This window comes from Agrococcus sp. UYP33 (assembly GCF_054060915.1).
Window position 1 is genome coordinate 1849845 of the sequence record NZ_JBSSDR010000001.1, and the last position, 21501, is coordinate 1871345.

General features: G+C 74.9%; 23 protein-coding genes. 18 read left to right on the forward strand and 5 right to left on the reverse strand.

What is annotated here, in order from left to right; genetic code table 11:
• Positions 1-3: 3 nt before the first annotated feature.
• From ACVWW9_RS09060 to ACVWW9_RS09095, 8 genes are read left to right on the forward strand one after another with little or no spacing between them, the layout of a single operon-like run.
• A complete protein-coding gene (locus tag ACVWW9_RS09060; protein ID WP_456515219.1) occupies positions 4-1140 on the forward strand; it encodes a branched-chain amino acid ABC transporter permease in 1137 nt (378 codons plus the stop codon).
• A 4-nt stretch (positions 1141-1144) separates the two neighbouring features.
• Positions 1145-2698, forward strand: coding sequence for a class I adenylate-forming enzyme family protein (locus tag ACVWW9_RS09065; RefSeq protein ID WP_456515220.1), 1554 nt, complete (start codon positions 1145-1147; stop codon positions 2696-2698).
• Positions 2695-3444, forward strand: a complete 750-nt coding sequence (locus ACVWW9_RS09070; protein WP_456515221.1) for a TetR/AcrR family transcriptional regulator — start codon at positions 2695-2697, stop codon at positions 3442-3444. Before ACVWW9_RS09065 ends, ACVWW9_RS09070 begins: the two co-directional genes overlap by 4 nt.
• Complete coding sequence (locus tag ACVWW9_RS09075) at positions 3441-4187, forward strand: 3-hydroxybutyrate dehydrogenase (RefSeq protein WP_456515222.1); 747 nt, start codon at positions 3441-3443, stop codon at positions 4185-4187. The genes ACVWW9_RS09070 and ACVWW9_RS09075 overlap by 4 nt, the downstream gene beginning before the upstream one ends.
• Positions 4184-5125: an alpha/beta fold hydrolase gene (locus ACVWW9_RS09080; protein WP_456515223.1), complete on the forward strand. Its 942-nt coding sequence runs from the start codon at positions 4184-4186 to the stop codon at positions 5123-5125. Before ACVWW9_RS09075 ends, ACVWW9_RS09080 begins: the two co-directional genes overlap by 4 nt.
• 3 nt (positions 5126-5128) lie before the next feature.
• Positions 5129-5899, forward strand: coding sequence for a CoA transferase subunit A (locus ACVWW9_RS09085; protein ID WP_354255639.1), 771 nt, complete (start codon positions 5129-5131; stop codon positions 5897-5899).
• Positions 5900-5920: 21 nt separating this feature from the next.
• Complete coding sequence (locus ACVWW9_RS09090; RefSeq protein ID WP_123697360.1) at positions 5921-6550, forward strand: CoA transferase subunit B; 630 nt, start codon at positions 5921-5923, stop codon at positions 6548-6550.
• The gene (locus ACVWW9_RS09095; RefSeq protein WP_456515224.1) at positions 6547-7605 is read left to right on the forward strand and encodes an alpha/beta fold hydrolase; all 1059 of its coding nucleotides are present in this window, start codon (positions 6547-6549) and stop codon (positions 7603-7605) included. The genes ACVWW9_RS09090 and ACVWW9_RS09095 overlap by 4 nt, the downstream gene beginning before the upstream one ends.
• Positions 7606-7726: 121 nt before the next feature.
• On the opposite strand, the gene ACVWW9_RS09100 is transcribed toward ACVWW9_RS09095, so the two are convergent.
• Positions 7727-8470, reverse strand: a complete 744-nt coding sequence (locus tag ACVWW9_RS09100; RefSeq protein WP_456515225.1) for an exonuclease domain-containing protein — start codon at positions 8468-8470, stop codon at positions 7727-7729.
• Positions 8471-8476: 6 nt separating this feature from the next.
• Between ACVWW9_RS09100 and ACVWW9_RS09105 the strand changes: the two genes are divergently transcribed.
• Positions 8477-8827: an SseB family protein gene (locus ACVWW9_RS09105; RefSeq protein WP_354255632.1), complete on the forward strand. Its 351-nt coding sequence runs from the start codon at positions 8477-8479 to the stop codon at positions 8825-8827.
• Here the strand turns inward: ACVWW9_RS09105 and ACVWW9_RS09110 are convergent.
• Complete coding sequence (locus tag ACVWW9_RS09110) at positions 8824-9282, reverse strand: DUF3515 family protein (protein ID WP_456515226.1); 459 nt, start codon at positions 9280-9282, stop codon at positions 8824-8826. The two genes, ACVWW9_RS09105 and ACVWW9_RS09110, sit on opposite strands and share 4 nt — an antisense overlap.
• A gap of 144 nt (positions 9283-9426) precedes the next feature.
• Here ACVWW9_RS09110 and thiL point away from each other — a divergent pair, with 144 nt between their 5' ends.
• The gene (thiL, locus tag ACVWW9_RS09115; protein WP_456515227.1) at positions 9427-10434 is read left to right on the forward strand and encodes a thiamine-phosphate kinase; all 1008 of its coding nucleotides are present in this window, start codon (positions 9427-9429) and stop codon (positions 10432-10434) included.
• Here the strand turns inward: thiL and ACVWW9_RS09120 are convergent.
• Positions 10419-10901, reverse strand: coding sequence for a GNAT family N-acetyltransferase (locus ACVWW9_RS09120; RefSeq protein ID WP_456515228.1), 483 nt, complete (start codon positions 10899-10901; stop codon positions 10419-10421). The two genes, thiL and ACVWW9_RS09120, sit on opposite strands and share 16 nt — an antisense overlap.
• On the reverse strand, positions 10898-11518 hold the full coding sequence (gene rsmD / locus ACVWW9_RS09125; protein ID WP_354255621.1) for a 16S rRNA (guanine(966)-N(2))-methyltransferase RsmD: 621 nt from the start codon (positions 11516-11518) through the stop codon (positions 10898-10900). Before rsmD ends, ACVWW9_RS09120 begins: the two co-directional genes overlap by 4 nt.
• Before the next feature lie 71 nt (positions 11519-11589).
• On the opposite strand from rsmD, the gene ACVWW9_RS09130 reads away from it, so the two are divergent.
• From ACVWW9_RS09130 to ACVWW9_RS09165, 8 genes are read left to right on the forward strand one after another with little or no spacing between them, the layout of a single operon-like run.
• Positions 11590-13776, forward strand: a complete 2187-nt coding sequence (locus tag ACVWW9_RS09130) for an ATP-dependent DNA helicase RecG (RefSeq protein ID WP_456515229.1) — start codon at positions 11590-11592, stop codon at positions 13774-13776.
• 46 nt (positions 13777-13822) lie between these two features.
• Complete coding sequence (gene coaD / locus ACVWW9_RS09135) at positions 13823-14305, forward strand: pantetheine-phosphate adenylyltransferase (protein WP_123697368.1); 483 nt, start codon at positions 13823-13825, stop codon at positions 14303-14305.
• Positions 14302-15102 carry a coenzyme F420-0:L-glutamate ligase gene (gene cofE / locus ACVWW9_RS09140; RefSeq protein ID WP_456515230.1) on the forward strand — a complete coding sequence of 267 codons (801 nt, stop codon included), beginning with the start codon at positions 14302-14304 and terminating at the stop codon, positions 15100-15102. Before coaD ends, cofE begins: the two co-directional genes overlap by 4 nt.
• Entirely contained in the window at positions 15092-16090 is a 999-nt protein-coding gene (locus tag ACVWW9_RS09145; protein ID WP_456515231.1) for an AAA family ATPase, read from the forward strand. Before cofE ends, ACVWW9_RS09145 begins: the two co-directional genes overlap by 11 nt.
• Positions 16090-17181, forward strand: a complete 1092-nt coding sequence (locus tag ACVWW9_RS09150; RefSeq protein ID WP_456515232.1) for a DUF58 domain-containing protein — start codon at positions 16090-16092, stop codon at positions 17179-17181. The genes ACVWW9_RS09145 and ACVWW9_RS09150 overlap by 1 nt, the downstream gene beginning before the upstream one ends.
• Positions 17178-19415 (forward strand): transglutaminaseTgpA domain-containing protein, encoded by a 2238-nt coding sequence (locus tag ACVWW9_RS09155; protein ID WP_456515233.1) that lies wholly within the window; start codon positions 17178-17180, stop codon positions 19413-19415. The genes ACVWW9_RS09150 and ACVWW9_RS09155 overlap by 4 nt, the downstream gene beginning before the upstream one ends.
• A 50-nt stretch (positions 19416-19465) precedes the next feature.
• Positions 19466-20071: a 2-phospho-L-lactate guanylyltransferase gene (gene cofC, locus ACVWW9_RS09160; protein WP_456515234.1), complete on the forward strand. Its 606-nt coding sequence runs from the start codon at positions 19466-19468 to the stop codon at positions 20069-20071.
• A gap of 52 nt (positions 20072-20123) precedes the next feature.
• Positions 20124-20480, forward strand: coding sequence for a VOC family protein (locus tag ACVWW9_RS09165; protein WP_456515235.1), 357 nt, complete (start codon positions 20124-20126; stop codon positions 20478-20480).
• A gap of 31 nt (positions 20481-20511) precedes the next feature.
• On the opposite strand, the gene cofD is transcribed toward ACVWW9_RS09165, so the two are convergent.
• Positions 20512-21492, reverse strand: coding sequence for a 2-phospho-L-lactate transferase (gene cofD / locus ACVWW9_RS09170; protein WP_456515236.1), 981 nt, complete (start codon positions 21490-21492; stop codon positions 20512-20514).
• Positions 21493-21501: the final 9 nt, after the last annotated feature.

The following is a 21501-nucleotide window of genomic DNA, read 5'->3' on the forward strand; positions in this document are numbered from 1 at the left end:
GGGATGACGATGCACACGTTCCTCGCCTCCGCCCGTCGGGGCCTCGCGTCCCGCTGGGGCCGCATCGCGGTCGGCGCCGTCGTCATCGCGGTCGCGGCCATGCTGCCGCTGCTCGCGATCGACATCCCCGGCGTGCTGCCGGGCCCCACCTACACGCCCGGCACGCTCACGGTGCTCGCGTACGCGATGCTCATCGCCGCGCTCGCGCTCAGCTACCACCTGATCTTCGGGGTCGCGGGGATGCTGTCGTTCGGCCACGCGATGTTCTTCGCCGCCGGTGCGTATGGGCTCGGCATCATCCTGCGGCTGCTCGCGCCCACCGGCATGCCGAGCGAGGCCGTCTTCCTGCTCGCGATCGTCATCACGCTCGTCGTCGCGCTCGTGCTCGGCAACCTCGTCGGCGCGCTCGCGCTGCGGGTGAGCGGCATCTCGTTCGCGATGGTGACCCTCGCGATCGCCCAGGCGATGAACGTGATGATCCGGCGCAACGTCGGCGGCCTCACCGGCGGCGAGGAGGGCGTCACCCTCACGGTCGCCGTCGTGCCCGACTGGCTCGTCGGCGTCGTCAACACCCGCAACCTCTACTGGCTCGCGCTCGCGATCCTCGTGATCGTCTACCTCGCGTGCGTGTGGGTCGAGCGCTCGCGGCTCGGCCACGTCGTCGCGGCCGCGCGCGAGAACGAGCTGCGCGTGACGGTGCTGGGCCTGCGGCCATACCTCGTGCGGCTGTTCCTCTTCTCGGCCGCCGCGGTGCTCGCCGCGGTCGCGGGGATGGGCTTCATGCTGCTGCAGTCGAGCGCGACCCCGCGCATCTCGACGAGCGACTTCACCCTCACCCTGCTCGTGATCGTCGTGCTCGGCGGCGTCGGCTACCGCTGGGGCGCGATCGTCGGCGGCATCGTCTACACGCTGCTCGACCAGCGGCTCGCGGCGCTCGCCTCGAGCGACGCGATCGCCGGGCTGCCCGACGTGCTGCGCATCCCGCTCTCCGAGCCGCTGTTCATCCTCGGGATGCTCTTCGTGCTCGTCGTGATGTTCGCGCCCGGCGGCATCGTCGGCATCGCCCACCGCGTCACGCGGCGGCGCGGCGGCCGGCGCGACGCGGGGGAGCCCGCGGTGCTGCAGGACATGGAAGCCTAGGCGCATGGTCGACGACGCTCGCACGGACGGCCCGGGGACGCCGGGCCCGCTCACCCTGGGCCGGTGGACGACCGACCGCGCCGCGATCGAGCCCGCGCGGGCGGCGATCGTCGACCGCGGCGTCGTCGTCTCGTACGGCGAGCTCGAGGCGCGGGCCACCGCGCTCGCGCACGCGCTCGGGGAGGCCGGTCACGGCCTGGGCGCCCGCATCGCGACGGTGACGGGCTCGACGGCCGACCAGGTCGTGCTGCTGTTCGCGTGCGCGAAGGCAGGCGCGGTGCTCGTACCGCTCTCGTGGCGCCTGACGGCCGGCGAGCTCGCCGCGCAGCTGCGGATCGCCGACCCCTCGCTGCTGCTCGTCGAGGACGATCACCGGCCGGTCGCCGAGGCAGCGCTCGAGCGGCTCGGCGACGCGGCCCCGATGCGCATCCCCACGACCCCGCTCGGCGCCGCCGGCGCGGAGTCGTCGGTGCCGGATGCGCTGCACCCGGTCGCCGCCGCCGCGCCCCGCGACGACGACGCCCTCCTCATGCTCTTCACCTCCGGCACCACGAGCGCGCCGAAGGCCGTCGTGCTGAGCCACGCCAACTGCGCGTGGGCCAACCTCTCGCTCTCGCGCGCCACGCCGCTCACGCCGGACGACATCGTGCTGCAGGTGCTCCCGCAGCACCACGTCGCGGGCTGGAACGTGCAGCCGCTGCTCGCCTGGTGGGTCGGCGCGTGCGTCGTGCTCGAGCGGACCTTCGACGCCGGACGCGCGCTCGCCCTCATCGAGCGGCACCGCGTCACCGCGACGATGGGCGTGCCCACGACGTTCCGCGCGCTCATCCAGCACCCCGACTTCCAGGCGCGCGACCTCTCGAGCGTGCGCACTGCGGTGGTGGGCGGCGGCATGCTCGACCCGCGGGCCGCGGAGCAGCTGGCCCGCACGGGCATCGTCGTGCGCCAGGGCTACGGCCTCACCGAGGCGGCCCCGAACGTCGCGCTCACGCGGGACCAGAGCGACGCGGGCACCGTCGGGCGCCCCTACCCGCACGTCGACGTCGCGCTGCTCGTCGACGGCCGCGTCGAGCATGGCGCCGGCACGGGTGAGCTGCTCGTCCGCGGGCCCGCGGTCTTCCAGGGCTACTTCCGCGACCCGGAGGCGACCGCCGCGGCGAGCTTCGGACCGTGGCTGCGCACGGGGGACCTCGTCGCGCGCGACGCGAGCGGCCGCATCCGCATCGTCGACCGGGTGAAGGACATCGTGCGGTCGGGCGGCGAGTCGATCGCGCCGATCGAGGTCGAGCTCGCGCTGCTCGAGCACCCGGCCGTGATCGACGCGGCCGTCGCGGGCGTGCCGAGCGAGCGCTGGGGCGAGGAGCTCGTCGCGTGGGTCGTGCTCGCCGAGCCGGCGGATGACGCGGCGCTGCACGCGCACCTCGACGGCAGGCTCGCCGACTTCAAGCACCCCAAGCGCTTCCAGGTCGTCGACGGCATCCCGCGCACGACGAGCGGCAAGCCGCTGCGCCGGGCGCTCATCGCCGCCTTCGAGGCGGCCAGGGCGGAGGCGCGATGAACGAGCCGAGGACGAAGCGCGGCGAGCAGACGAAGGCGAAGCTGCTCGCGGCCGCCGAGGCGGTGTTCGCCGAGCAGGGGTACCAGGCGGCGTCGATCTCGCGCATCACCGAGCGCGCCCGGGTCGCGCAGGGCACCTTCTACCTGTACTTCTCGTCGAAGCTCGACCTGTTCGAGCAGCTCGTCGACGACCTCAACCGGCGCGTGCGCAAGGCCATGAGCGACGGCGCCGCGCGCGGCGCGAACCGCGCGGAGGCCGAGCGCGAGGGCTTCCGCGAGTTCTTCGCCTTCACGGCCGAGCACCCCGCGCTCTACCGCGTCGTGCGGGAGGCGGAGTACGTCTCGCCCGGCGCGATGCGCCGGCACTACGAGCGCATCGTCGAGGGCTACCGCGACGGCCTCACGCGGGCCAGGGCCGCGGGCGAGATCGGCGACGTCGACCCGGAGGTCGCGGCGTGGGCGCTCATGGGCGTCGGCGAGATGATCGGCATGCGCTACGTGCTCTGGCCGACCGGCGACGACGGCGCCTTCGGCTCGGGCGCGACGCCCGTGCCCGACGACGTCTTCGACGAGATGGTGGCCTTCGTGCAGCGCGCGCTCGGCACCGCCGCACCGACGGCCGCCGCCGAGACCGGCCACGACCCCACGACCCAGCACAGCACCAGCCAGCACAGCACCAGCCAGCACAGCACCAGCCAGCACAGCACCACCGAGCGCGCCACGGCGCACGTCAAGGAGGACTCATGAGCACGCTCTCCGGCCGCAGGGCCGTCATCACCGGTGGCGCGGCGGGCATCGGCGCCGCCATCGCGCGCTCGTTCGCGGCCGAGGGCGCCTCCGTCGTCATCGCCGACCGCGACGGCGCGGCGGCCGACGCGCTCGCGCAGGAGCTCGGCGGCGAGTCGTGGGAGGTCGACCTGCTCGACGTCGCCTCGCTCGAGTCGCTGTCGCTCGAGGCCGACATCCTCGTGAACAACGCGGGCATCCAGCGGGTCGCGCCGATCCAGGAGCTCGAGCCCGAGATGTGGCGACGCATCCACACCCTCATGCTCGAGTCGCCGTTCCTGCTCATCCGGGCGGCGCTGCCGGGCATGTACGAGCGCGGCTTCGGGCGCATCATCAACCTCTCGAGCGTCCACGGCATCCGCGCCTCCGCCTTCAAGTCGGCCTACGTCGCCGCGAAGCACGGGCTCGAGGGGCTGTCGAAGGTCACCGCGCTCGAGGGCGGCCCGCACGGCGTGACGTCGAACTGCATCAACCCCGGCTACGTCAAGACGGCGCTCGTCGAGAGCCAGATCGCCGATCAGGCCAAGACGCACGGCATCCCCGAGGACGAGGTGCTGCAGAAGGTCATGCTCACCGAGGCCGCGATCAAGCGCCTCGTCGAGCCCGACGAGGTCGCGTCGCTCGCCACCTGGCTCGCCGGCCCGCACGCGGGCATGGTGACGGGCACGTCGTACGTCATGGACGGCGGGTGGAGCGCCCGATGAGCGGACAGCAGGCACAGCACGAGCAGCACGCCGATGCGCGGCCGCTGCGCGTCGCGGTCGACGGCGGCGAGCTCGTCGCGACCCTCTGGCGGCCGGATGCCTCCGGCACGCCCGTCGTCGCCATCCACGGGATCACCGCCAACCACCGCTCCTTCGCGCACGTCGCCGCGCGCCTGTCGGCACCGGTGCTGGCGATGGACCTGCGCGGTCGCGGCGGCTCCCGCGCGCTGCCGGGCCCCTACGGGCTCGAGCAGCACGCCGAGGACGTCGCCGCGGTGATCGCCGCGGCCGGCTTCGACCGCGCGATCGTCGTCGGCCACTCGATGGGGGCGTACGTCGCCGTGCGGCTCGCCGCCGCGCACCCCGAGCTCGTCGAGGCGCTCGTGCTCATCGACGGCGGCGTGCCGCTGCGGCCCGCGGCCGACGACGTGAGCCCCGAGGACGTGCTGGGGCCTGCCATCGAGCGGCTGCGCCGCACCTTCCCGTCGGCGGAGGCGTACCGCGACTTCTGGCGCCAGCATCCCGCCTTCGGGCCCTACTGGAACGCCGCGATCGAGGAGTACGTCGACTACGACCTCGTCGACGTCGACGGCGCGCTCCGGCCGTCGGCGACGCCCGACGCGGTCATCGCCAACCTCGTCGAGCTCGACGGGCGCGGCGGGTACGCCGAGGCGCTGCAGGCGCTGCGCGTGCCCATGCGCCTGCTGCGCAGCCCGCGCGGCCTCTTCGACGAGGCACCCGGCCTCTACGATGACGAGTGGCTCGCGACATGGACGTCGCGGCTGCCCGAGCTCGCGGTGCGCGACGTCGAGCACACGAACCACTACACGATCCTGCTGGGCCGGGGGGCGGATGCCGTGCTCGACGCGGTCTCGCTCGTCGCGACCGGCGCGGGACCCGCGGCCCCCGTGGCTGCGGCGCACAGAGAGGGACGCTGACCGATGGCGATCGACAAGACCTACGGCTCCGCGGCGGAGGCCGTCGCCGACATCCAGGACGGCGCGACGCTCGCCGTCGGGGGCTTCGGCCTCTCTGGCAACCCGATGGCGCTCATCCGGGCGCTCGAGGAGCGCGGCGTGCGCGGCCTCAAGGTGGTCTCGAACAACTGCGGCGTCGACGACTGGGGCCTCGGGCTGCTGCTGCGGGCTGGCCAGATCGACAAGATGACGTCGTCGTACGTGGGCGAGAACAAGGAGTTCGAGCGCCGCTACCTGACGGGCGAGCTCGAGCTCGAGCTCACCCCGCAGGGCACGCTCGCCGAGAAGCTGCGCGCCGGCGGCTCCGGCATCGCCGCGTTCTACACGCGTACGGGCGTCGGCACGCAGGTGCAGGAGGGCGGCCTCCCGCAGCGCTACAACGCCGACGGCACGGTCGCGAAGGCATCCGCCCCGAAGCCGACGGCGACGTTCGAGGTCGACGGCGAGCTGCGGGAGTTCGTGCTCGAGGAGGCGATCACGACCGACTTCGCGCTCGTGCACGCGCTCCGCGGCGACCGCCACGGCAACCTCGTCTTCAACAAGGCGGCGCGCCAGTTCTCGCCGCCCGCCGCGATGGCGGGCCGGATCTGCATCGCGCAGGTCGAGGAGCTCGTCGAGCCGGGCGAGATCGACCCGGATGCCGTGCACCTGCCGGGCGTGTTCGTGCACCGCATCGTCGAGGTGGGCACCGACATCGAGAAGCGCATCGAGCGCCGCACCGTCACCGAGCAGTAGAGAGCACAGGGGAGAGCTGACATGGCACTGACACGGAACGAGATGGCCGCGCGCGCGGCGCAGGAGCTCGAGGACGGCAACTACGTCAACCTCGGCATCGGGCTGCCGACGCTCGTGCCCAACTACGTGCCCGACGACGTGACCGTCGTGCTGCAGAGCGAGAACGGCATCCTCGGCGTCGGCCCGTACCCGACCGAGGATGCCGTCGACCCCGACCTGATCAACGCAGGCAAGGAGACCGTCACGACGCTGCCGGGCACGTCGTTCTTCGATTCGGCCACGTCGTTCGCGATGATCCGCGGCGGCAAGATCGACGCGGCCATCCTCGGCGCGATGCAGGTGTCGGCATCCGGCGACATCGCGAACTGGATGATCCCCGGCAAGATGGTGAAGGGGCCCGGCGGCGCGATGGACCTCGTGCACGGCGCCGCGAAGGTCATCGTGCTCATGGAGCACGTGGCGAAGGACGGCTCGGCGAAGATCGTCGACGCGTGTTCGCTGCCGCTCACCGGCAAGGGCGTCGTCGACCGCATCATCACCGACCTCGCCGTGCTCGACGTGACGCCCGAGGGGCTGCGGCTCGTCGAGCTGGCACCGGGCGTCACGCTCGAGGAGCTGCGCGAGCAGACCGAGCCGGAGATCCTCGCGTGAGCACCATCCTCGCGGGCGTCGAGCAGGCCTTCGTCGAGACCGACCGGCTGCGGGCATCCGTGCTCCGCGCGCCCGGCACCGACGCCGGCGCGCGGGACGCGACGCCGATCGTGCTCGTCCACGGCAACGTGTCGTCGTCGCTCTTCTTCCAGCCGCTCATGCTCGCGCTCCCGCGGCCGAGCGTCGCGATCGACCTGCGCGGCTACGGCGACAGCGAGACGCTCCCCGTCGACGCGACGCGCGGCCTCCGCGACCTCTCCGACGACGTGGCGTCGGTGCTCGACGCGCTCGGCCTCTCGGGGGTGCACGTCGTCGGCTGGTCGATGGGCGGCGGCGTGGTGCTGCAGCTGCTGCTCGACCGCCCGGAGCTCGTGCGCTCGATCACGCTGCAGGCACCCGTGCCGCCGCACGGCTTCGGCTCGCGGCTCGACGGCACGCCGTGCACGCCCGACGGGGCGGGCACGGGCGGCTTGGGCGTGAACGCCGACTTCATCGCCCGGCTCGAGGCAGGCGACACGTCGGCGGACGAGGCGACGAGCCCGCGCAGCGTCTTCCGCTCGAGCTACGTCGCGCCCGGCTTCGACGACGGCCGCGAAGACCTCTGGGTCGAGTCGATGCTGTCGACGAGGACCGGACCCGACAATCAGCCCGGCGACGGCGTCGCCTCCGACTCGTGGCCCGGCTTCGCGGCCGGCGGGCGCGGCATCCTCAACGCGATGTCGGTCGTGCACCTCGACCTGACCGGCATCGTGGAGGCGCCCGTGAAGCCCGCCGTCCTGTGGATCCGCGGCGCGCACGACGCGATCGTCGCGGACGAGTCGTTCTTCGAGTTCAACACGCTCGGCAAGCACGGCATCGTGCCCGGCTGGCCGGGGGAGGAGGCGGCGCCGCCGCAGCCGATGATCGCGCAGACCCGCGCGGTCCTCGACGCGTACGCCGCGAGCGGCGGCGCCTACCGGGAGGTCGTCTTCGAGGGCGCGGGCCACTCGCCGCACCTGGAGGACGAGGCGCGGTTCGTGGAGGAGCTGCTCGCGCACGTCGCGGCGAACGACTGACGCGGCCGCGTCCGCGCGCCGGTCCGGCTCGCGGACCCGACTCCGGATGGTGGACCCCAGATCTCGGGTCCACCGTCCGGGATCGGGTCCAGGAGCGCGTCGGGCGCGTGCAGCGAGGCGGCTACTGCCACCAGGGCCGCTCGCGCTGCGCGTTGCGACGCGCCGCCTCGAGCTCGCGCAGCTCCTCGTGCCGCTCGCCGATCTCGTGCACGGCCGACATGCAGCGCGCGACGAGGTCGCTGAGCTCGTCGAGCTCGTGGCGCTTCGCCGCGCCGATGACGATCGCCGCGCACGCCTCGGCGTCGCCGGCGGCGTCGTGGTGGCGGAAGTCGTCGAACCCGGCGGCCAGCGCCGCGACCGGCAGCCGGTACGACTCGAGCGCGAACGTCTTGCGGGCGATCCGCAGCGAGTCGGTCCAGCGCATGTCGGGCACGGGCAGCCGCGCCGCCTTCGCGGCCGCGCGCATGACCCCGCGGTCGAAGCCGGCGTTGTGGGCGACGTAGACGTCGTCGCCGCCGAACGCGAGGATCTGCCGCTGCGTCTCGACCCAATCGGGGGCGTCGAGCACCTGGTGGGCGAAGATCCCGTGGATGCGGGTGTTCCACTCCCAGAACTCGTCGTAGGGCGCCGTGGGGCGGATGAGCGTCGAGAACCGGTCGACCACGAGGCCGTCGCGCACCTTCACGAGGCCGACCGCGCAGGCCGATGCGGCGTTGCCGTTGGCCGTCTCGAAGTCGATCGCGGTGAAGTCGAGGGCCATGCGTCCAGTCTCCCAGAGCGCGCCCACACCACCGGCCGCGGCGCCCGCCGCGAGCGGCTCCTGGCGCTCGGTCGTCGGCGCGTCCGGCAGCACGTCTGGGAGCATTGCGGCATGGAGAACCCGACGCTCGATGCCCTGCAGACGATCCCCGCCACCGACCACGCGGCCGCCTGGGCGGTCGTGCGCGAGGCAGAGCTCGTCGTGCCGGCGGTCGTCGGCGACCCGCGCGATCCGGCCTCCGGCAGGTTCCTCGTGCTGCCGCACAAGGGGATGCAGCTCGTCGTGGCGTTCACGTCGACGCAGCGCATCGGCGGCTTCGCCACGCGCACGAAGCGGCACCTGAAGGTCACGGGCGCCGAGCTCGCGGCGGCCATCCCGCCGGGCCACGCGATCGTGCTCGACCCCGGCCACGACGACGGGCGCGTGTTCCTGCCCGACGTGCTCGCGGAGGACGCTGCCTAGGTGCAGGCGCCCGTGCGGTCGGTGCGGGCGACGGCGCTCGAGACGCCCTCGAGCGCCGTCACGGCGCTGACGACATCCGTGTCGATGACGACCTCGGTCGCGGGGGAGCGGCCGTAGCTCACGAACGTCCAGATGTTCTCCTCGGCTGCGACCTCGAGCCAGTCGACCTCGCCGATCGTGATGCAGCGGGCGGTGGACGGCGCGGGCTCGGGCATGCCGCAGCGCAGCGTGACGGCGCTCGGATCGCCGAACGCCGATGCGCCCTGCGCGGTCGTGGTGCGGCGCTCGAGCGGCTGCGGCAGGCTCTCGTCGCCGAGCGCCTCGGGGAGCGAGACGACGACCGCGGCGCAGCCGGGCGCGGAGGCCTCGTCGGCGGGCGGCAGGATGACGGCGGCGGCGCAGCCGGAGAGCGCGAGCACGGCGGCCGCGGCCGCGGCGAGGGGGAGGATGCGCACCCCTCGAGACTATCGGCGGGGCCGGCTGCGCGAGCTCGATCGGGCAGAGCGCTGCGCCGACCGCCGGGCGGGGTTCGCGCGCGGCTCTGCCCGATCGAGCGCACCGTCGGCGTCGGCGTTCGCGGACGCGGCTACCGTTGCCCCATGGACGACGCCACGCTGCACGAGGCCGGCGAGCTCGAGGCGCTGCGGCGCTTCCTGCCGCTGCTGCCCGAGGGTGTCGCGACCGCGGTCGGCCCGGGCGACGACGCCGCGGTCGTCGCCGCACCCGACGGGCGCTTCGTGGTCACGACCGACACGATGCTCGAGGGCGCCGACTTCCGGCTCGGCTGGTCGCGCTGGCACGACCTCGGCTGGAAGGCCGTCGCGACGAACCTCATCGACGTCGCGGCGATGGGCGCGCGCCCGACCTCCCTCGTCGTCGCGCTCGCGGTGCCGCCGTCGACCCGCATCGGCGCGCTCGAGGAGCTCGCGCGCGGCCTGGGCGACGCGATCGCCGCGATGGCACCGGGGGTCGGCGTGGTGGGCGGCGACCTCGGCACCGCCCGGCACGCGGTCATCGCGGTGACGGCCTTCGGCGACCTCGAGGGGCGCGCCCCGGTGCTGCGCTCCGGTGCGCGGCCGGGGGATGCGGTGTGGGTCGTCGGCGACCTCGGCCGGGCGGCGACGGGCCTGCGCCACCTCTTCGTCGAAGCGGTCGACGAGGCGGCCGAGCCCGACCGCGACGCCGCCGAGCTGCTGCGCGCGGGCGCGCACGGCGCGTCCATCGCCGCGCAGCTCGCCCCCGTCACCCCGATCGGGGCCGGCACGCTGCTCGCCGATCTCGGTGCCACCGCGATGCTCGACGTCTCCGACGGCCTCGCGCTCGACGCCGCCCGCGTCGCGCGCGCATCCCACGTGCGGATCGCGCTCGACGAGGCCGCCGTCGCCGCCGCCTCGCCGGACGCCGCGCTGGCCGCGGCGCTGCACGGCGGCGAGGACCACGCGCTGCTCGTCACGCTGCCAGCGGGCGTCGCGCCGCCCGCGGAGCTCGCCGGGCACCCGGTGCGGCGCGTCGGCCGGGTCGACCCCGCAGCGGGAGCGGCGGGCGACGTCACCCTCGACGGGGAGCCGCTCGAGCCGCGCGGCTGGGACCCCTACCGCGCGGGCTGATCCTCGAGCGAGCGCGTCATGAAGGTGCTGTACGGGTCGGGCCGGTAGCTGCCGAACGGCGGGCACTCGACGAACCCGTGCTTCGCGTAGAGCGCCCGTGCGGGTGCGAAGAACGGCTGGCTGCCGGTCTCGAGCGAGACGCGGACAACGCCGCGGGCGCGCGCGTCGCCGATGGCATGACGCAGCAGGGCGGAGCCGATGCCCGCACCGCGCCGCGCGGGATCCGTGCGCATGCTCTTGAGCTCCTCGTGGCCGGCATCGACGGGCGCGAGGGCGACCGTGCCGACGACCGCCGCATCCGTCGACCGCGCCGTCCAGACGCGGATGCCCGGCCGCTGGAGGCCGGCGAGGTCGAGCGCGTGCTGGCTGGTGGCGGGCGCGGTGGGTGCGAGGTCGTCGAGGTGCGCCTGCAGGAACGCGAGGAGCGCGGCGTCGCCGAAGTCGGCGGGCTCGATCGTGACGATCACGCGTCCGCGTCCGCCTGCCCGGCGTCGGGGTGCGCATCGGGCGGCACGACGTCGTTGGCCAGGCCGCTCGTCGTCAGGTAGTGCACCCGCGTGTCGCCGTAGTCCCGGCTGCGCTCGACCTCCAGGTCGCCCGGCAGGCTCAGGGGGTCGGCGCGCTTCGACTGCTCGACGACGACCATCGCGGGGTGCGCGAGCAGCGGGGCGAGGTCCGAGAGGACCGCCGAGATCTCGTGCGCCGGGAGCCGATAGGGCGGGTCGACGAAGACGAGGTCGAACTGCCGGCCGGAGCGCTGCAGGTACTGGTGCACGGCCACCTGCTCCACGAGCGCTCGCACCGCACCGGCCTTCGCGACGATCTCGGCGTTGCGCTGCGCCACGTTCGCCGCGCCCCGCTCGCGCTCGACGAGCACGACCGACTCGGCGCCGCGGCTCGCGGCCTCGAGCCCGAGCGCGCCCGAGCCGCTGAAGAGGTCGAGCACGTGCGCGCCGTCGCACAGGCCGCGGGCGTCGAGCGCGTTGAAGATCGCCTCCCGCACCCGCTCGGAGGTGGGCCGGGTGCCCGGCCCCGGCACATGCAGCTTCGCCCCGCCCGCGAGGCCTCCGACGATCCGCGTCATGCGGCCATCTTGGCAGGTGCGGACCGGCGGATGCGTCCGTGCCCGTCGGCGGCACGGCCTACCCTGGGCGGGTGGCGACGAAGAGGGCTGGCGGGGCGCTGCCCGACGGGTTCGAGCGTCCGCTCGAGCGCGTGCTGCCGAAGGCCGCGGCGACGAAGCTCGAGCGCGCGTTCGGCATGCAGACGCTCGGCGACCTCGTCTGGCACCTGCCGCGGCGCTACGCGAAGCGCGGCGAGCTGACCGAGCTCGCGAGCCTCGTGCCGGGCGAGCACGTCACCGTCGTGGCGAAGGTGCGCTCGGTCGAGAACCGCGACCTGCAGCGCGACGCGAAGGGCCGGCCGCGCACGCTCACGAGCATCACGATCACCGACGGCACGAGCGAGCTCGACCTCGCGTTCTTCAACCAGTCGTGGCGCAAGGACGACCTGCACCAGGGCGTGACCGCGCTGTTCTCGGGCACCGTCGGCGTCTACAAGGGCAAGCGCCAGCTCGCGCACCCCGACTACGAGCTCTTCGACGAGGCAGAGGGCATCGACGCCGAGGAGTGGGCCAACCAGCCGGTGCCGATCTACCCGGCCACCGCCACGCTCGCCACCACGAAGATCCAGGCGCTCGTCGCCCAGGGCCTCGACGCGCTCGGCGACGTGCCCGACCCGGTGCCCGACGCCGTCCGCCGGGCGCAGAAGCTCATGCCGGTCGCCGACGCGCTGCGCCTCGCGCACCAGCCGAAGGTCGAGCAGGACGCGTATCGCGCCCGGCACACGCTCGCGTGGCACGAGGCGTTCCTGCTGCAGACCTACCTGCTCGCGACCCGCGACTGGTTCGACACGCTGCCCACCGCGCCGAGGCATCCGGGTCGTCTGCTGGAGCGCTTCGACGCGAGCCTGCCGTGGCAGCTCACCGACGATCAGCGGGCGACCGGCGACGAGATCCTCGCCGACCTCGCGAGCGGCACGGCGATGCACCGGCTCGTGCAGGGCGAGGTCGGCTCGGGCAAGACCGTCGTCGCGACGCGGGCGATGCTCGTCGTCGCCGAGTCGGGCGGCCAGTCGGCGCTGCTCGCGCCCACCGAGGTGCTCGCGGTGCAGCACCTGCGCTCCATCACCCGGGCGCTCGGGCCCGACCTGGCCGCAGAGCTGCAGCCGACGCTGCTCACCGGGCAGATGCCGGCCTCCGAGCGGAAGCGCGCGCTGCTGCGCATCGCCGCCGGCTCCGCCCGCATCGTCGTCGGCACGCACGCGCTGCTGAGCGAGCGCACGAGCTTCGCCGAGCTGGGGCTCGTCGTCATCGACGAGCAGCACCGCTTCGGCGTCGCGCAGCGAGAGTCCCTGCGCGCGAAGGGCGTCCACCCGCACACCCTCGTCCTCACCGCCACGCCCATCCCGCGCACGATCGCGATGACGGCGTTCGGCGACCTCGACGTCTCGACGATCCGCTCGCTGCCCGCCGGGCGCAGCCCCATCAAGACCTTCGTCGTCGACCCGGCCGAGCAGCCGCAGCTGTTCGGACGCATCTGGGAGCGGATGCGCGAGGAGCTCGAGGCCGGGCGGCAGGCGTTCGTCGTCTGCCCCGCGATCGCGCCCGGCAAGCTCGAGGGCATCGACCGTGACGAGGAGGCGCCGGAGGACGGCCGGCCGCAGCCGCCGGTCGACGACGTCACCACCACCCTCGAGCGCCTGCGCCAGGTGCCCGCGCTCGTCGGCCGGCAGATCGCGCCGCTCACCGGTGCCGACACGACCGAGCAGAAGGATGCGGTCATGCGCGCCTTCCGGGCGCGCGAGATCGACGTGCTCGTCGCGACCACCGTGATCGAGGTCGGCGTCGACGTGCCGAACGCGACGATGATGGTGGTGCTCTCGGCCGACCGCTTCGGCGTCTCGCAGCTGCACCAGCTCCGCGGGCGGATCGGCCGCGGCGAGCACGCGGGCCTCTGCATGCTCGTGAGCGCGACCGATCCGCTCTCACCCGCACGCGAGCGGCTCGACGCCGTCGCGTCGACCCTCGACGGCTTCGCGCTCGCCGAGGTCGACCTCGAGCAGCGCGGCGAGGGCGACGTGCTCGGGGCCGCGCAGTCGGGCGGCCGCAGCGGGCTGCGGGTGCTGCGGGTCGCTCGCGACGTGTCGATCATCGAGGCGGCACGCGACGCCGCCCGCGCCGTGCTCGACGACGACCCGACGCTCGCCGAGCATCCGGCGCTGCGCCTCGCCGTGCACGCGCGGCTCGACCCGGATGCGCGGGCGGCGCTCGTGACGGCCTGACCGTGCGCGAGCGGCTTCCATAGCGACCACCGGTACGCTTCTGCCCATGCCCCGCATCGCCGTCGTGCCCGGTTCCTTCGACCCCGTGACCCTCGGGCACCTCGACGTGATCGGCCGTGCGGCGAGCATCTTCGACGAGGTGCACGTCGTCGTGACGCACAACCCCGACAAGCAGGCGTTCCTGCCGGTGCCGGAGCGCGAGGCGCTCATCGAGCGCTCGATCGAGGAGGCGCGCATCACGGGCGAGATCCGCATCGCGAACTGGTCGATGGGCCTGCTCGTCGACTACTGCCAGCAGGTGGGGGCGGAGGTGCTCGTGAAGGGCATCCGCTCGTCGACCGACCTCTCCTACGAGACGCCCATGTCGATCGTCAACCGCAACCTCGGCGGCGTCGAGACGATCTTCATGCTGCCGAACCCCGAGAACGCGCACGTCTCGTCGAGCCTCGTGCGCCAGGTGAGCGAGCTGGGCGGCGACATCAGCCCCTACGTGCCGCGCGCGGTCGCCACGTTCCTGCAGTCGCGATGAGCGACCCGGCGCCCACCGCCGACCTCGAGCTGCGGGCAGTGCGGGGGATCGACGAGATCCGCCCCGGCGACGACCTGGCCGCGATCGTGGCCGACGCCGTCGCACCGCTCGCGCCCGTCGACGGCGACATCGTCGTCGTCACGAGCAAGGTCGTCTCGAAGGCGGAGGGCCGCATCCGCCCGGCCGCCGAGCGCGAGCAGGCGATCACCGAGGAATCGGTGCGGCTCGTCGCCTCGCGCGCCTTCCCGGGCGGCATCACGCGCATCGTCGAGCACCGCACCGGGCTCGTGCTCGCCGCCGCGGGCGTCGACGCCTCGAACACCGACGACGGCACGATCCTGCTGCTCCCGCTCGACTCGGATGCGTCGGCCCGCGCGATCGCCGAGCGGCTGCGGTCGCGCTTCCGCGCCGCGATCGGCGTCATCGTGAGCGACACGCTCGGCCGTGCCTGGCGCATGGGCCAGACCGACGTCGCGATCGGGGCCGCCGGCATCCGCGTGCTCGAGCCGGTGAGCACCGACGCGAACGGCCGGCCGCTGCTCGTCACCGCGCCGGCGATCGCCGACGAGATCGCCGGCGCCGCCGAGCTCGTCGCGGGCAAGGCCGACGGTGTGCCGGTCGTGCTCGTGCGCGGCCTCGGCCGCCACGTCGCCGGCCTCGAGGAGCCGGGCGCGACCCGGCTCGTGCGTCGCGAGGGCGACATGTTCCACCTCGGCAGCGACGAGGCCTACCGGGCCGGTCGCGAGGCGGGCAGGATCGACGCACTGGCAGAGGCGGGAGCATCGCATGCAGGCTGAGGACCCCCGCGCGGTCGTGAGCGCGCCGGCGCGGACGTCGTCGCCCGGCGAGCCCGTCGTCGAGACGCCGGGATCGCGCATCGAGCGCGCCGTCGCGTCCGTCATCTCCGGCAAGGCCGACGAGATCCGCACGGTGCTCACCGTGCTGCTCGCCGAGGGGCACGTGCTGCTCGAGGACGTGCCGGGCGTCGGCAAGACGCAGCTCGCGCGGGCGTTCGCGGCCGCGATCGGCGGCACCGTGCGGCGCATCCAGTGCACGCCCGACCTGCTGCCGAGCGACATCACCGGCATGTCGGTGCTCGACCAGACGAGCGGCGAGCTGCGCTTCCAGCCCGGGCCGGTCTTCGCGAACATCGTCATCGCCGACGAGATCAACCGTGCGAGCCCGAAGACGCAGGCGGCGCTGCTCGAGTGCATGGCGGAGGGGCAGGTGACCGTCGACGGCATCACCCACGTGCTGCCGACGCCGTTCCTCGTCGTCGCGACGCAGAACCCGATCGACATGGAGGGCACCTACGCGTTGCCGGAGGCGCAGCGCGACCGCTTCATGGCGCGGCTCGAGCTCGGCTACCCGGACCAGGATGCGGAGCTCGCGATGGTGCAGGCGCGCGAGGTCGCGCAGCCGCTCGACGCGGTGCGCCCGGCGACGACCGAGCAGCAGTTCCGGGAGGAGATCGGCGTCGCCCGCTCGGTGCGCGCGCACGAGCTCGTCGAGCGCTACGCCGTGCGGCTCTCGCGAGCGACCCGCGACCACCACGAGGTGCGCCTCGGCGCGAGCCCGCGCGCCACGCTGCAGCTCGTGCGCGCCGCGAAGGCCCGCGCGCACCTGCTCGGACGCGACTGGCTCTCGCCCGACGACGTCAAGGAGCTGGCCGTGCACGTGCTCCCGCACCACCTGGTGATGCACGATCCGCACGCGCGGCACGACGACGCCCGGCGGGTGGTGGCGCACGCGCTCGCGACCACGGTCGCCCCCGTCATGCGCTGATGGCCCGCGATCGCGCCCGCGCCCGCCCGACGGCGCGGGGGATCGTGCTCGTGCTGCTGGGCGTCGCGCTCGCCGTCGCCGGCTACTGGGAGCGCCAGGCCGTGCTGCTCGTGCCGGCGGCGCTGTGCCTCGGCATCGTGCTGCTCGGCGCCTGGTGGGTGCTCGGCACCGCCACGCGCGTGCGCGTCACCGCCCCCGGCGTGCTCGAGGAGGGGCAGCACGCGACGCTGCGCATCGCCGCCGACCGCCGGCAGGCGGGCGACCGGTGGGCCACCTGGGCGCCCGGGCCCGAGCGCTACCTGCACCTCGAGGGGACGCTCGACGACGACGGCGCCGCCGAGGTGCCGCTCGGCGACCAGCCGCGAGGCCGCTGGCGGCTCGCGCCGGTCGAGGTCACCTCGCTCGACCCGTTCCGCGTCATGCGCTCGACCCGCTCCGTCGATCCGCGCTCGAGCGTCGTCGTCGGTCCCGCGCTGCTCACGGTGCCCTCGGCGTCGCTCCGCTCCAACCGCGAGGCCGGGCAGCAGTCGCAGACCCGGAACGCCGACGAGATCGACGCGATGGTGCGCGAGTGGCGGCCCGGCGATCCCCAGCGGCGCGTGCACTGGCGGCAGTCGGCGAAGCGCGGCCAGCTGATGGTGCGGCAGGAGGCGAACCCGGCCACCGACGACCTGCTCGTGCTCGTCGACACGGCCGGCGCCGCGGGGCGCGGCCGCGACGCGGAGGACCGGCTCGCGCGCGCCGCCTGCTCGATCGTGCGCGCGCTCGCCGGTCGCGACCGCATCGTGCAGGTGGCGGAGACCGGCGCACCGAGCATCGCCACGGCGGACTGGCGCGACCGCGACGCGGCGCTCGCGGCCTTCGCGACGCTCGCGGCGGTCGTGCGCGACGAGCCGGCGCAGCGGGAGGGTGCCGCGGCGCACGTCGTCGCGCTCGAGGAGGCGGCGCCCGAGCGCTGGACGCTCGCGCCGGGCTCGACGCTCTGGCTCGTCGCCGACCTCGACGCGCCGCACACCCGGCTCATGCCCGGATCGCGCGTGCGCGTCCAGCGCTGGATCGACGGCGTCGGGCCGGCAAGGGAGCTCCGATGACCGCCCCCGCCTTCACCGCCGCGCCCGAGCGCCCGGCGACCGCCGCGGCCGAGCCGCGCGGCCGCCGGCGCCGCAGCCGCGCTGGGCTCGTCGAGACGCTCGCGCTCGCGGCGCTACCGGTCGCGTGGTTGTGGTCGACGCAGTCGGTGCTCGGCACCGAGTGGCTGTGGCCCGTGCTGCTCGCCGTGGTGTCGATGGGGATCGCCGCGGCGCTCGCGCGGGCCGCGTGGTCGACGTTCGCCGGGTCGGCCGCCGCCGCGATCGTCGGCGTCGGATGGACGACCGCGCTCACCGCCGCCGACGACGCGCTGATCGGCGTCATCCCGACGCCCGCATCCGTTGCGGAGTCGCTGCGCGTGCTCACGGTCGGCGTGCAGGACATCGCGTGGGCCATCGCCACCCCGATCGAGCTCGAACCGCCCGTGCTCGCCGTCGTCGTGCTGGCCGCGGTGGTGCTGGCGGTGCACGTCGACCTCATCGGCCTCGCGCTGCGGGCGCAGGCGATCGCCATCCTCTTCGCCGCCGTGCCGCTGCTGCTGCCGATCGCGTTCCGCGTCGACGTGCCCTGGTGGCACGCGGTGCCGGGCGTCGCCGTCTCGGCGCTCGTGCTCGCCGCCCCCTCGATCGACGAGCGCCTCGCGCTCGGGCGACCGTGGGCCGGGCCGATCGGCCTCGTCGCCGTCGCCGCGCTCGTCGCCGTGGCCGTGCCGCTCGTCGCGCCCAGCCCGCGCGAGCTCGACGTCGACCTGCCCACCCTCGACGACCTGTTCCAGCCGTCGACGCCCATCCTCGACGCCTCGATCGACCTCGGCGACGAGCTCCGGCGGCCGGAGCCGCAGTCGGTCTTCACCTACGCGACCACCGACGGCCAGCCGACGGTCACGCGCGTGACGACCCTCTCGCAGGCCGGGCCGAACGGCTTCGTCGACGTCGAGCCGCAGGCCGCCGAGCCCGCGGTGCTCGTCGAGGGCGCCGACGCGGCACCCCTGCTGCAGATGACGGTCCGCATGAGCGACGTGCGAGCCGAGAGCCTGCCGATGCCGGAGCGCGGGCTCGACGTCGCGCCGCCGGACGGCGCGAGCTGGGACGACGCGAACGACGCGCTGCGCGTCGAGTCCGGCGTCGTCGAGTCCGGGCTCGAGTACACCGCCACGGGCAGCCGGTCGCCGCTGCTCGAGGTGCTGCCGGCCGGCACGGGCTCGACGGGCCACGACGCCTGGCTGGAGCTGCCGCCGGAGGCGCAGGCGATCGGCGCGCAGGGCGCCGCGCTCGTCGACGAGGGGATGTCGGCCGGCGCGCGCGTGCTCGCCGTGCACGGGTTCATGACGAGCGGCGTGTGGGACTACTCGGAGCGGCTCGACCTGCCCGGCTTCGCGGGCGGCGGCGGCGACGGCTGGGATGCGCTCGCCGGCTTCCTGGACACGCGTGCGGGCTACTGCGTGCACTACGCGAGCGCGACGGCGACGCTGCTGCGAGGGGCGGGGGTGCCGTCGCGCGTCGTGATCGGGTTCCTGCCGGGCGCCGAGATCGCCGGCGGCCGCTCGGTGACGACGAACGACTTCCACGCGTGGGCGGAGGCGTGGGTCGACGGCGCGGGCTGGGTCCGGGTCGAGACGACGCCCGGCGCCGGCACCGGCGTCGCGAGCCCCGAGGGCGCCGAGACGACGCCCAGCCCGACGCCGAGCGCGACCTCCGCCGCGCCGACGCCGACGCCCACGCCCTCCGCCTCGCCGACCCCGTCGGCGTCGCCGGGCGCATCCGCAGCGCCGGGTCAGCCCACCGCCGCCCCTGGGCCCGGCATCGTGATCGACTGGGCGGCGCTGCGCGGGTGGCTCATCGGGCTCGGCGTGCTGCTGCTGCTCGCGCTCCCGATGCTTGTGCGCGCCGCGCAGCGCGCGCTGCGACTGCGGCGCGGGGCGCCCGGCGCGTGGCTCGAGCTGCGCGCGTCGCTCGCGGACGCGGGGGTGCGGCTGCCCGGCTCGGCGACGCCGGGCGAGGTGCAGGCGGCGATCGCCGCCCGTGCACCGGCGGGCGCGGCCGCGGCCGACCGGGTGCGGCTCGCGGCGGAGCGTGCCGTGTTCGACGACGGCCCGCGCGAGCCGGGCGTGCTGGACGACGACGTGCGCCGGGGGAGGCGCGCGCTCGCCGAGGCGCTGCCGCCCTGGCGGCGCGTGATCACGGCGCTGCTGCCGCCGAGCCTGTTCCGCGTCGTGCCGCCGCTGCGCGACGAGTAGCGGAGCGGGTGCGTCGGGCAGCGCACCCGCGTCACCGTAGGCTTGGCGCCATGGAGTGGGCGGTCGTCATCCCTGTGAAGGGCTCGATCGGCAAGTCGCGCCTCGATGCGGGCGACGCCCGCGCCGCCCTCGCGGTCGCCTTCGCCCGCGACGTCATCAGCGCGGCGCGCGACGCCGGATCGATCGGCCGAGTCGTCGTCGTCACCTGCGATCCGGCCGTGACCGAGGGCATCGAGGGCATCGAGGTCGTCGACGACCCGAGCGCCGGCCTCCGCGCCGCCATCGCCACCGGCCTCGCCGAGCTCGAGCCGCAGGAGCCGGCCGCCGTCATCCTCGGCGACCTGCCCGCGCTCACGGCCGAGGTGCTCGATGCCGCCCTGCTGCTCGCCGAGCACGAGGAGCGCTCGTACGTGCCCGACGCGGTCGCGACGGGCACGACGCTGCTCGCGGCGCGCCGGGCGGAGGCGCTGCGCCCCCGCTTCGGCCCGGGCTCGGCGGCGCTGCACCGGCGTGCGGGACACGCGCCGCTCCCCATCGCGCCGGACTCGGGGCTCCGGATCGACGTCGACGAGCTCGCCGACCTGCACCTCGCGATGGAGCTGGGCGTGGGGGAGCACACGCGCGCGGTGCTCGACGCGGCGTCGCTCTCGAGCTGACGAGCGCCGCGGCGCCGGTCGAGCGCTCCGCCTGCTCCTCTACGATCGGCCCATGAAGGCGCTGCGCTTCCTGTACCAGCCCGTCAGCGACCTCGGCGAGGCGATGCGCTTCTACGAGCGGGTCCTGGGCCTCGAGGAGGCCTGGCGGGATGGCGAGCGCTCGACGGCGTACTGGGCGCCGGACCGCAGCTGCCAGATCATGGTCTCGGTCTCCGGCAAGCCCGCCGGTCCGATGTACCTCGTCGACAGCCTCGCCGCCTGGGTCGAGGCGCACCCTGCGCTCCCGATCGCGGTCGAGCAGGACGCCGCAGGCGCCGGGAGCGTCATCGGCTTCCACGACCCGGACGGGAACGTCTTCTACGTCTTCGATCAGGGACCGACGGTGCATCCCGCCTCGACGGGCCGCTGACCGCCCCACCGGTCGCGCCGCGCGGAGCGGCTCAGCCCACGGACGGCTGGGCGATCGACGCCGCGAGCTGCAGCGCATCCCGCGCGACCCGGGCCGCCGGCGCGCCCGGCGTGAGCCACAGCGGTCGCACCGCCGCGCGGATGCCGAGCGACTCGACCGTCGCGAGCGATGCCGCGTCCTCCTCGGCGAGCAGCCAGCCGTCGAGCAGTCCGCCGGCCGACCGCGCGCCGTAGTGCGCGGCGACCGCGGCCGCGTCCGCCTCGACGCCGATCGCCGCGAGGCACGCCTCCGCCATGCCGCGCACGGCCCGGCCGCCGATGATCGGCGCGACGCCGACGACGGGCGCCGTCGCCGTCTCGAGCGCATCGCGCACGCCCGGGATGCCGACGATCGTGCCGATCGACACCACCGGGTTCGACGGCGCGATCAGGATGACGTCGGCGTCGGCGATCGCCGCGCGGGCGGCCGGTGCGATCCGCGACCGCTCGACCCCGTGCTGCACGAACCGGTGCGCGGGCAGCTGGGCGCGCGTGCGCACCCACCACTCCTCGAAGTGCAGCACGCCCTCGTCGGTGACGACGTGCGTCGGCACCTCGTCGTCGGTGACGGGCAGCAGCGTCGCACCGAGCGGCCAGCGCGCCGCGAGCCGCGCGGTCGCCTCGGTGAGGGTCGCGCCGTCGCGCAGCACCGCCGTGCGTGCCAGGTGCGTGCCGAGGTCGAGGTCGCCGAGCGTGAACCACGGCCAGCCGACCCCGTAGGCGGTCAGCTCGGCGGCGACGCGCTCGCTCTCGCCCGCGCGTCCCCAGCCGCGCTCGGTGTCGCCGACCCCGGCGAGCGCGTAGAGCAGCGAGTCGAGGTCGGGGCACACCTTCACGCCCGCGAGCCACACGTCGTCGCCGACGTTCGTGACGATGCGGATGTCGGCGTCGCCGTGCAGCTCGCGCGCCGCGTCCCGCAGCCCGAGCGCGAAGCGCGCGCCGCCCACGCCGCCCGCGAGCAGCGTGATCCTCATGCGGTGATC